Source organism: Pedobacter kyonggii (assembly GCF_004310665.1).
Classification (GTDB): domain Bacteria; phylum Bacteroidota; class Bacteroidia; order Sphingobacteriales; family Sphingobacteriaceae; genus Pedobacter; species Pedobacter kyonggii.
In genome coordinates, this window is sequence record NZ_SIXF01000047.1 from 17,032 (window position 1) to 28,066 (window position 11,035).

11 protein-coding genes are annotated in these 11,035 nt (G+C 37.1%); 8 read left to right on the plus strand and 3 right to left on the minus strand.

Going from position 1 to position 11,035, the window contains the following annotated elements:
* Positions 1-453: 453 nt before the first annotated feature.
* Positions 454-1,554 carry a redox-regulated ATPase YchF gene (gene ychF / locus EYS08_RS24640; protein ID WP_131032559.1) on the minus strand — a complete coding sequence of 367 codons (1,101 nt, stop codon included), beginning with the start codon at positions 1,552-1,554 and terminating at the stop codon, positions 454-456.
* Between the two features lie 200 nt (positions 1,555-1,754).
* On the opposite strand from ychF, the gene EYS08_RS24645 reads away from it, so the two are divergent.
* Positions 1,755-2,216: a hypothetical protein gene (locus EYS08_RS24645; protein ID WP_131032560.1), complete on the plus strand. Its 462-nt coding sequence runs from the start codon at positions 1,755-1,757 to the stop codon at positions 2,214-2,216.
* A 71-nt stretch (positions 2,217-2,287) separates the two neighbouring features.
* Here the strand turns inward: EYS08_RS24645 and EYS08_RS24650 are convergent, their stop codons facing one another.
* Together EYS08_RS24650 and EYS08_RS24655 are read right to left on the minus strand one after the other, a co-directional pair.
* Positions 2,288-2,611, minus strand: coding sequence for a DUF3276 family protein (locus tag EYS08_RS24650; RefSeq protein WP_029275977.1), 324 nt, complete (start codon positions 2,609-2,611; stop codon positions 2,288-2,290).
* Between the two features lie 79 nt (positions 2,612-2,690).
* On the minus strand, positions 2,691-4,481 hold the full coding sequence (locus tag EYS08_RS24655; RefSeq protein ID WP_131032561.1) for an ABC transporter ATP-binding protein: 1,791 nt from the start codon (positions 4,479-4,481) through the stop codon (positions 2,691-2,693).
* Between the two features lie 595 nt (positions 4,482-5,076).
* Between EYS08_RS24655 and EYS08_RS24660 the strand changes: the two genes are divergently transcribed.
* The 7 genes from EYS08_RS24660 (at position 5,077) to EYS08_RS24690 (ending at position 10,688) form a co-directional block, all read left to right on the plus strand.
* Complete coding sequence (locus tag EYS08_RS24660) at positions 5,077-6,165, plus strand: Glu/Leu/Phe/Val family dehydrogenase (protein WP_029275979.1); 1,089 nt, start codon at positions 5,077-5,079, stop codon at positions 6,163-6,165.
* A 50-nt stretch (positions 6,166-6,215) separates the two neighbouring features.
* Positions 6,216-7,166, plus strand: a complete 951-nt coding sequence (nusB, locus tag EYS08_RS24665) for a transcription antitermination factor NusB (protein WP_131032562.1) — start codon at positions 6,216-6,218, stop codon at positions 7,164-7,166.
* Between the two features lie 2 nt (positions 7,167-7,168).
* Positions 7,169-7,627, plus strand: coding sequence for a DUF1573 domain-containing protein (locus EYS08_RS24670; RefSeq protein ID WP_131032563.1), 459 nt, complete (start codon positions 7,169-7,171; stop codon positions 7,625-7,627).
* 68 nt (positions 7,628-7,695) lie between these two features.
* Entirely contained in the window at positions 7,696-8,016 is a 321-nt protein-coding gene (yajC, locus tag EYS08_RS24675) for a preprotein translocase subunit YajC (RefSeq protein ID WP_116253395.1), read from the plus strand.
* 120 nt (positions 8,017-8,136) lie between these two features.
* On the plus strand, positions 8,137-9,084 hold the full coding sequence (locus EYS08_RS24680) for a YbbR-like domain-containing protein (protein ID WP_244216041.1): 948 nt from the start codon (positions 8,137-8,139) through the stop codon (positions 9,082-9,084).
* Positions 9,084-9,701, plus strand: coding sequence for a dephospho-CoA kinase (gene coaE / locus EYS08_RS24685; protein WP_131032564.1), 618 nt, complete (start codon positions 9,084-9,086; stop codon positions 9,699-9,701). Before EYS08_RS24680 ends, coaE begins: the two co-directional genes overlap by 1 nt.
* Positions 9,702-9,746: 45 nt before the next feature.
* Positions 9,747-10,688: an exonuclease gene (locus EYS08_RS24690; RefSeq protein WP_131032565.1), complete on the plus strand. Its 942-nt coding sequence runs from the start codon at positions 9,747-9,749 to the stop codon at positions 10,686-10,688.
* The last annotated feature ends 347 nt before the right edge of the window (positions 10,689-11,035 follow it).

An 11,035-nucleotide genomic window follows, 5' to 3' on the forward strand; every position in this document is an offset into this window, starting at 1 on the left:
TTCATTGCAAGTCCTTGCTGCTGCGGGCTTTCCATTTTAATCGGGTTTAAGTGGCAATTTAGCTGCTAATATTTTAGGCTGGGCGCGGTAATATAATTCCGTTTTTCTGTGCCTCAGTGAAGATTTGAAGAAAGAGTTTATAAGAGTAATTTATCTGTGTTAATCTGTATTATCTGTGGTTAATTAAGCGCTTCAACTTTTTGATGCCAAAAAGAAAGAGCCCTTCGGCGGCGGCGAGCCGAGGCAAGCCCCTGTGTATGGAAAAAGAAAACAATTGTACGTCACTCATATTGATTTTTATAAAATAAATTAACCCTTCAGCGTGACAATCGAGTGGGTATCCGTGCTTTCTGTGTCTCCGTGGCAAAAAAAGCCTTCAAACAAAAAAGCCACTCTTTCAAGTGGCTCTATATCGTTATACTTTTTCAAAGTTCCCTTTAGGGGATTTAGGGGTTATACATTAAATCTAAAGTGCATAATGTCGCCATCTTCCACTACATAGGTTTTTCCTTCAACACCTAATTTACCAGCATCCTTACAGGCATTTTCAGAACCTAAGGTTACGAAATCGTTGTATTTGATTACCTCAGCACGGATAAATCCTTTTTCGAAATCAGTGTGGATTACACCGGCAGCTTGTGGCGCTGTAAAACCTTTTGTAATTGTCCAGGCCCTAACTTCTTGTACACCAGCTGTAAAGTAAGTATAAAGGTTTAATAATTTATAAGCCGCACGGATTAATTTATTTACACCAGATTCAGTTAAGCCTAAATCAGCTAAAAACTCCTGACGCTCTTCGTAGCTATCCAGTTCAGCAATTTCTGATTCAATTTTGGCAGAGATTACTAAAACCTCAGCATTTTCATCAGCAACATTCGCTTTAACTAAATCAACATATTTATTGCCGTTAATTACTGATGCTTCATCAACATTACAAACATACATTACCGGTTTTTGCGTAAGCAGACCTAAATCTTCAATAAAATCGAAATCATCTTGAGCCAACGGTGCTGTACGGATCGATTTGCCAGCTTCTAAATGTGCTTTAACCACCGTTAAAATTTCATAAGTACGTTTAGCATCTTTATCACCACCTGTTTTAGCCATTTTTTCAACTTTTTGAATACGCTTATCAACCGTATCCAAATCTTTAAGCTGTAGCTCAGTATCAATAATTTCACGATCACGGATCGGATCAACAGAACCATCAACGTGAATTACATTTCCGTCATCAAAACAACGTAGCACGTGAATAATTGCATTGGTGGCACGGATATTTCCTAAAAACTGGTTTCCCAGGCCTTCACCTTTCGATGCACCTTTTACCAAACCCGCAATATCTACAATCTCGATTGTATTTGGCTGCACTTTGTTTGGTTTAACCAACTCGGCCAGTTTGGTTAATCTATCATCAGGTACTGTAATTACGCCAACATTGGGCTCAATAGTACAAAAGGGGAAGTTTGCAGCTTGCGCTTTTGCATTTGATAAACAGTTAAAAAGAGTCGATTTCCCAACATTTGGTAAACCAACTATACCACATTGTAATGCCATTATTTATTAGTCTTTAAGTCTTTAGTCCACAGTCTTTAGTCAGTAATCGCCCTATATCTCACCTCATCCACCCTAGATTTTCAATCTCCTATCTCCACTAAAACCGCGCAAAGATAAGCTTTTAAAACCTTTATTTAAACCCTTGCTATTGTATCAAATCTATATTTTATCTAAGTTTAGCCCAAAATAGATAGAGATAAATGGAAGATTTTGAAAATGAAGTGCCTCAGGAAGTAAAACTAATCGTAACCGAAGAGATGCGGAGCTATTTTTACGATATGAGTAAATGGGCAAGATTTTTATCGGTTGTGGGTTTTGTTATCTCGGCATTTTTAACCTTAGGTTCGTTTGGAATAGGGGCTGCGGTAACGGCCAATCCAGGGATGCTCAATCAATTGGGGCCATTGGGCGGTATTGGTGCAACTGGTATTACCATATTTTATCTGCTGTTGGCTTTGTTCTTTTTTTATCCAAGTTTATTGCTGCTGCGTTTTTCGGCCAAAGTTAAACAAGGGGTTTTGTTCGGCGATCAGGAAAATTTAAACAATGCCATTGCCCATGTAAAATCGCTCTTTAAATTTTGGGGTGTAATTACCATCATATTGATAGCCAGTTATTTTCTTTTGCTGTTGGCAGTGCTTGCAGGCGGAGGCATAAAATAAAATATTAAGCACATAAAAAAGCCTCCCGATTTTTTTAAATCATGAGGCTTTTTTATTGAAATTATAATTACTTAAAAAGTAAAATCGTCGCTTGCTTTAGTGCTATGTTCTCCATTTTCAGAATATTCATAACGTTTTTCAACCACATCTTGGTGAGTTTTGATGTAATCAACAGTTTCATTTAGTCCTTCTGCAAATTTTTCGAAATCTTCTTTGTATAAAAAGATTTTATGTTTTACAAATACACCGTCTTCTAATCTTTTCTTACTCTCGGTAACTGTTAAATAATAATCACCCGATCTAGTAGCCTTCACGTCGAAGAAATAAGTTCTCTTACCTGCTCTTACTTTCTTTGAAAAAACTTCTTCTCTTTCCTTGTTGTCGAATTCTCCCATGGTTGGTATTGATGTTGGTTTTTGGTTTCGGTAAATATAAAGCAAATATTTAAAGTTCAAAATACAATTTTAATACAATTTAAATAGTTCGGGTTTCCTCCTCCAAAAGTTGGTGGTTATAAAGCTCGGTATAGCTGCCATTTAAACTAAGTAATTCATTGTGTGTGCCTTGTTCAATGATTTTGCCATTATCCAGTACCAAAATTTTATCTGCATTTTTAATGGTAGAAATCCTGTGGGCAATTAAAATACTTGTTTTTCCATCCATAATTTTACCAAGATTTTGTAGTATTTCCTCCTCGGTTTTAGTGTCAACCGCCGAAAGACAATCATCGAATATTAAAATCTTAGGCGATTTAATCAATGCTCTGGCGATAGAAACGCGTTGTTTTTGACCTCCAGAGAGGGTTATTCCACGTTCGCCCAGCATAGTTTCGAATTTTTCTTCAAAATCGATAATATTGGTGTAAACCGAGGCATTTTTAGCAGCACTATGCACTTCTTCATCGGTAACCTGGTTTAAACCAAAGGCAATATTGTTTTTAATGGTATCTGAAAAGAGGAAAACCTCTTGTGGTACAAAGCCTATCTGGCTGCGGTAATCTTTTAGATTTAAGGCTTTAATATTTTTTCCATCAATATCAATAGCACCATTTTCTACATCATACATCCGCATAATCAGATTGGCCAATGTCGATTTTCCGGAGCCCGTTTTTCCGATTATGGCTACAAATTCGCCACTATTAATCTCAAAACTCACATCTTTTAAGGCTTCAATCCCTGTATCTGGGTAGGTAAAACTTACCTGGTCGAACTTGATATTGCCATTTAGCTCAATTTCAGCAGTTTCTTTCGATTGGATATCAGATTGGATATCCAAAAATTCATTTATCCTTTTTTGCGATGCAGCAGCCCGCTGAATTAAAGAAGTAACCCAGCCCAGCATGGTTACCGGAAAGGTTAACTGGTTGATGTAAATGATAAATTCGGCAATATTCCCTGAGGTGATACTGCCATTCATTACCTGGATACCGCCAATGTAGATGGTTAATATGGTACTCAGGCCAATTAATAAAAGCATAGTAGGGTAAAACAAGGCCGATACTTTAACCAGGCTCATCGAATCTTTTTTATAATCATTGCTCTGGATGGAGAACATGTTTCTGGTATAATCCTCCCGAACGTAGGATTTAATGATCCTGATCCCCGAAAAACGCTCCTGCACAAAACTCGAAAGATCTGACAAACGTTCCTGTATCTTGCCACTTTTTTTAAAGATCAGCGTATTTACATAGTATATAATCACCACCAGAAAAGGGAGAGGTAATAAGCAGTAAATGGCTAGTTTTGCATTTACATCAAACATCGACCAGATAATAAGTACCGATAGCACAAAAGTATTAATCGTGTACATAATCGCCGGACCAACGTACATCCTTACCCGGTTAACATCTTCTGTAGCACGGTTCATTAAGTCGCCAGTGTTATTCCGACGGTAAAAACCCAAGCTAAGCTCCTGATAATGTTGGTAGATATCGTTCTTCATATCAAACTCTATATGCCGCGACATTAAAATAATAGTTTGGCGCATGAAGAATAAGAACAATCCACGCAATAAATAAAGTGCAATAACCAGCAAACCAAAAAATAGAAGATTGCTGCTAAATATATCGTAAATTATAGCCTGGCGATCGAAACCGTAAAAGAGATTAAATATCTGAATGTTTTCGGTAATCAGATCAACTGCATAACCAATTACCTGGGCAGGCACTACGCCAAAAATATTAGAAATTACCACGAAAATACTTCCGGGTATAATCCACCATTTATATTTCAGAAAGTATTTGTTTAATCGGCTTAAATGTTTCATTCCATACAAACTTAGATAATTTTGTTATTTCATGACGCATATTTATCTTTTAGTGCTTAAGCTTTAAAAAATGATGACACTCTTTCCAATCTTCCAGGTTGGGGGCTGTGAGTTTGTAGGGCTAATTAACGGCTTTACTAATCTGGGCGTTACCCAAGCTGCGCAAGGGGCGGGCTTTTCAGGGCTCCGCTTCGCTACGGTACAGATGAAGGATCAGTACTGGGCCCTTACAATCCCTAACGCAGCGTTATCACGCTACTTCAAACTTCTGATTTTGCCGGCACTTTGCCCTTTGAAGCTTTGGAAGTCTTTGCCACCTAAACCCGATAGGAGCGTAAAACCCGCAGGCGAGGTACGAGTCAAGGATTTGAAGCGCATAGCGGGGCTTTTGTAACCCAAATGTACCGAACCCTGCTTTTCTAAAATAATATGGCTACCTAATCGTGTTGTGGTTTAGACTTACAGGCTTAGCAAACCTGCCAGGTTTAGCTCAAAAAACCATCTCTATCGAATTAATTTTGTTATAGTTTCGTTAAATACGTGTAATAATGGTTTTTTATTTTAATTTTGCAGCAGGTTTAGCCGAACGTTCAATATGCCAGCAAATTCTCCGTCAGATTTTTCAATTTTAGATCAATTAAGTGTCTACGGGCATAAAAAGTTGGTTTTTTGCAACGATCCAGATACAGGTTTAAAAGCAATTATTGCTATACACGATACCACATTGGGCCCTGCTTTAGGTGGAACACGCATGTGGAGTTATAGCACAGAAGGCGAAGCTTTAGAAGATGCACTGCGCTTATCGCGTGGAATGACTTACAAGGCAGCGATAACTGGATTGAATCTGGGTGGTGGAAAAGGCGTAATTATCGGCGATTCAAGAAAAGATAAAACAGAAACTTTAATGCGCAGCTACGGTAGGTTTATTAAAAACCTAAATGGCGAATTCATTACAGCAGAAGAAATGGGTACCAATACACGCGATATGGAATATATCCGTATGGAAACCAATTATGTTACTGGTGTTCCCGAATCAATCGGAGGTGCTGGTAATCCGGCTCCTTTTACTGCACAAGGTGTTTATTTAGGCATTAAAGCAAGTGTTAAAGAGGTTTTCGGTACGGATATGCTAGCCGGAAGAACCATTGTAGTACAAGGTATCGGAAATGTTGGTGAGCATTTGGTTGCATTATTAAGAAAAGAAAACGCCGAAGTTTTGATTAGCGATATTAACCAGGAGCAATTAACTTATGTTGCCCGGAAATATAAAGCAAAACCGATCGAAGCCGATAAAATTTTTACAACAGATGCCGATGTTTATGCTCCATGTGCAATGGGCGCTACCGTTAACAACAAAACCATCGAAAAAATGAAGTTTGCAATTATTGCAGGTTCAGCAAACAATCAGTTAAAAGATGAGGTTTTAGATAGCGAATTACTTTTGAAGAAAGGGATTTTATTTGCGCCTGATTATTTAATTAATGCCGGTGGATTAATCTCCTGCTATTCTGAGTTAACGGGTTTTGGTAAAAAACGTACTGTACAGCTTACAGAGAATATTTACGATGCTACCCGAAGTGTAATTAAGTTAAGCAAAACCGAAAATATATCAACAAATATTGCAGCCAATCGCATTGCCGAGAAAAGGATAGCAGATGTTAAAAAAATTAAATCGTCATATTAAATCATAATTATTAAAACAGGTTTTAAAAAACCGCACTCGTTCTTACATTCATGTTAAACAGAAGGTACTTAAGAATCAAAGCTTTGCAAAATATTTTTGCTTGGCACATGGCAGACAAAAAAGACATTAAAGGTGATTTAAAAACTTTAATGCAGAGCATCGATAGCGTGTACGAAATGTACATCTGGATGTTGTCTTTAATGGTAGAAGTTACCGAATTTACTGCTAACGACGCCGCAGAGCGCGCAAATAAGTTTATTAAAACCGCAGAGGATATTAATCCCAACATGAAATTGCTACACAATAAGTTTAGCGTTTTAATGCAGCAGAATCCCGAGTACGTATCTGCAGTTAAAAAATATAAAGTAGACTGGGGTTTCGATCCGGAAATCCGTAAAACAGTTTACAATTCCTTAAAAGCATCCAAAGAATATGCCGATTATCTTGCCGATCCTAACGAAAGTTTAGAATCATCAAAAGATATTATCAAATACATTTTCAGGAAAATCATTTTAAAAAACCAGGCCATTTTGCAGGTTTTTGAAGAGAAATTTATCAACTGGCAGGTAGATCATGAAGTGATGAAAGGTATGGTGGCCAAAACCCTGAAAAACTTTACTTTCGAAGATCCTTTTAAAAACAAACTGACCGAAATTAGTGCCGATTGGGTTGAAGATAGTAAATTTGTTCAGGATCTTTTCGTACATACTTTGCAGAACGATGCGAAATATCAGGAAATGATTGCCGATAGAACCAAAAACTGGGAATCGGAGCGGATTGCATTAATGGATACAATTTTAATGAAAATGGCCATTTGCGAATTGTTAAACTTTCCATCTATTCCGGTTAAAGTAACCATCAACGAATATTTAGAGTTATCAAAAGATTACAGTACACCGAAGAGTAATTCATTTATTAACGGTATTTTAGACAAAATTTTAGGCGATCTTAAGAAAAACAACACCATTAAAAAGATTGGCCGCGGATTAATCGAAGATTAAAAATGAAAAGAACATTTATCTTGGCTATTGCTGCACTTTCATTTGCAGCATGTCGTAATGCAAATAATCAAACTGGCGAAAGTGCAACAACAGTTTCAGTTGGGAACGACACTTCAAAAACAGCAAAAGTTGCTCCTGCAGATGCGCCTGTTATTGTTTTCGAACGAGATATTTTCGATTTCGGTAAAATAACGCAAGGTGAGAAAGTTAAACACGATTTCAAACTTAAAAATACAGGTAAAAGTCCACTAATTGTTTCAAATGCAACCGCAACATGTGGTTGTACTGTTCCACAGGTACCTGGAGCGCCAATTTTACCTGGTAAGGAAGGGATAATTAGCGTAGTTTTTAATAGCGAAGGTAAAATGGGCATGCAAGATAAAATAGTAACCGTTACGTCAAATGCAAATCCAACGGTAACCACTGTTCATTTGGTAGGAGAGGTGCTTGCAAAAAAATAAATTGGTTCGATTGTTTATGGCAATAATCCTTAATGATCAAAATTCACAAAAACACAAATAAATAAGAAATGACATCAACAGTAATATTACAGGCAGCAGCAGGTGGTAGTAACATGCTAACTACAATCGTACCAATGGTACTAATCATGGTAGTTTTCTACTTTTTCATGATCCGCCCGCAAGTTAAAAAAGCTAAAGACCATAAAAAATTGGTTGCAGAATTGAAAAAAGGAGATAAAATCGTAACTACCGCAGGTATTCACGGCCGTATTGCCGATATGAATGAAACAACTTTTTTAATTGAGGTTGAAGGTGGTGTAAAGATCCGTTTCGATAAATCAGCAGTTTCTTTAGATGCAACCAAAGCAGTTGTAGCGCCTAAAGCCTAATAAATTAATAAAATTTAAGCGCAGTCCCGAAAATTTTCGGGACTGTTTTTGTTTTACTACATTTGATTAAATGCATTTTGGATAATATTTTTCCAGCTTACAGATAATATTTAATTTATTATGCCCTTCATTAGGTTAACGAAGATTGAAAAAAGACGTGTGTTTAGCTTATTGGCCTGCTTGCTGCTGGCTATAGCGGCATGGCTTTTTATGGCATTAAACAACAAATATATTTATGTGGCAAAAACCGTTTTGGTTTTTAAAAATACACCTACTAAAAGAGCATTTTATCCCTTACAGTCTGATACTATAGATTTACAGGTTGAAGGTACCGGCTGGCAATTGCTTTTTGCCCGTTTAAGGATCAGTCCACCTTCCGTTAATGTAAATTTAAGCCAGCTCAATACCAAAGATTTTATAGTTTTTTCCGATCAGCTTTTCAATATCAATAGGCAATTAGAAAGTACACAAAAGGTAATTTCCGTTAAGCCCGATACCCTATATTTCGATTTCACCAAACGGGTAGTGAAAAAAGTTCCTGTAAAACTGATCGATAAACTAAGCTTTGAAAAGCAATATGGCATTTCTAGTGAGGTTATTCTCAACCCAAAATATGTTAAAGTTGCCGGACCTATAGAAGAGTTAGCAAAAATAAAGTTCTGGCCTACAGATACGCTTAAGCAGGATAAAATACAGAGCAGCAGTACTACAAGGATAGCTCTACAGCACAGTATTCATAAAAATGTAAGCATTTACCCCTCATCGGTAGAGGTTAAATTGCCAGTTGATGAGTTTACCGAAAAAACCATTGAGGTTCCTTTAAAAATTACAAATAACAAAAGTTATAACAGCATTAAACTCTATCCTAAAAAAGTTAAAGTTACCTTTTTAGTCGCTTTAAGTAATTTTGATCAGGTTGACGAGAGTTTTATTACAGCCACTATTGATGTGGGCGAATGGCAAATTTTAAAGCACCGTCAGTTTACGGTGAAGATAACCGAGTTTCCTGATTATTGTAAACTGGTAAGCGTAATCCCTTCCAAAATAGATTTCATCGTACAAAAATAATGTATAAAGTAGGTATAACAGGTGGTATAGGCAGCGGTAAAACAACGGTTTGCAAAGTTTTTGAGGTATTGGGGATTCCTGTGTTTTATGCAGATACCGCTGCCAAAGAAATCATGTGCAAAGATGCTTTGTTGGTGGAAGGAATAAAATCTGCCTTCGGAAATGAAAGTTATTTTGAAGATGGGAAACTGAACAACAAACATATTGCCGGCATCGTTTTTAATAACGAGGATGCGCTGGCAAAACTGAACGCCTTAGTTCATCCTGCAGTTTTTAGGGCATTTGATACCTGGGAAGCAGTGATCCCACCAAGCACGCCATACACTTTAAAAGAGGCTGCTTTGTTGTTCGAAAGTGGCTCTTATAAAATGTGCGATACCACAATCCTGGTTACTGCTCCTTACGAAATCAAAATGAAGCGGGTAATGCTGCGCGATGGGGTAACAGCAGCGCAGGTTAAAGCACGTATGGATAAACAGTTGAGCGACGAAGAAAAATCGAAAATGGCCAACCATTTTATCATAAATGATGAGCAAGAATCTATAATTGAACAGGTTTTAGCTTTACATCAAGAATTCCTTAAGGCGGCCGAAGAATATAAAAGTTCTAATGCTTAATCTACTCAAATCATTCAATCCTTAAATTCAATTCACTCGCAATAAATGATTTTAGAAGATTTTATTACCATTACGCCAACAGGTTTGTATTGTGTTTACGGCGATTTTTACCTCGATCCACAACAACCCGTTAAAGAAGCAGTAGTTTCACATGCACATGGCGATCATGCTATTGGAGGAAGCCAAAATGTGTACTGTACTGCTGCTAGCGCAACTTTTATGAAACATCGGTACCGTAAATTTGCCGCGGTCGATTTTTTTACCAAAAGCTATCATGAATCCTTCAAAATAAAAGACATAACTATTACTTTCTATTCTGCTGGTCATATTTTGGGCTCTGCACAGGTTTTAATGGAGTATAAAGGAATAAAATACCTTTATACTGGTGATTATAAGATTGAGCCCGATAATACCTGTGAGCCTTTCGAGTTTGTTGAAGCGGATGTGTTGATTACGGAAAGTACCTTTGCTAATCCAGAAACCAAACATCCTTCACCAATAGAGGAAATTAAAAAGCTGAATGAAACCAATGCGAATATCATGCTTGGTTCTTATGCATTGGGTAAGAGCCAGCGGATTATCCAACTGCTCAACGCGCATTGCCCTACGAAGAACGTTATGGTTCACCACAGTATTATGCCTTTTGTTAAAATCTACGAAGATTACGGGATGAAAGTAGGGCATTACAAAATATACGATAGAAAGGTGATGAAAAATAATCAAGAGCACCAGGTTTATATTGTGCCGCCAATGGTTTTTCACAGTTACCATAAGGCCATTAATGTAGTGCGTGCCTTTGCCTCTGGATGGAAGAATCTGCAACAACAAAACGGGATTTCACTTTATATTTCTGATCATGCTGATTGGGATGCAATTTTAGAAACGATAGAAAAAGTTAAGCCAAAACAAGTATGGACTTTACATGGTGATGGTAAGCAGCTTAAAGATTTTTTTAGAGATAAACTTGAAGTTAAAATACTCAATTAGTAATTATAATTGAAGAGTTGCATTAAATATCGGCTGTTCGTCATCCTGATCCGATAGCTCCTAAAATCCGCATGTCTGTCGTAATCTGAATATTACTAAGTTCTAAAAATGAATATCACCTGATTTTATTCCGCGATAATTATATTTATAGGCGGAAGTTCATTTTTGATTGGCATTTCTGAACAGATTTGGGGTCGAAATTTTATTTTAGGCATAAAAATGAAATAGACATCCCCTCCTGGCTATATTTCAGGTAACATATTAGCGCTAAGTATTTCTTTTAGTGATCCTGATGCTATGGGTAGCTATGATCTATTGAGTAAATTCTTAATTTCAGCTGTCTGCCC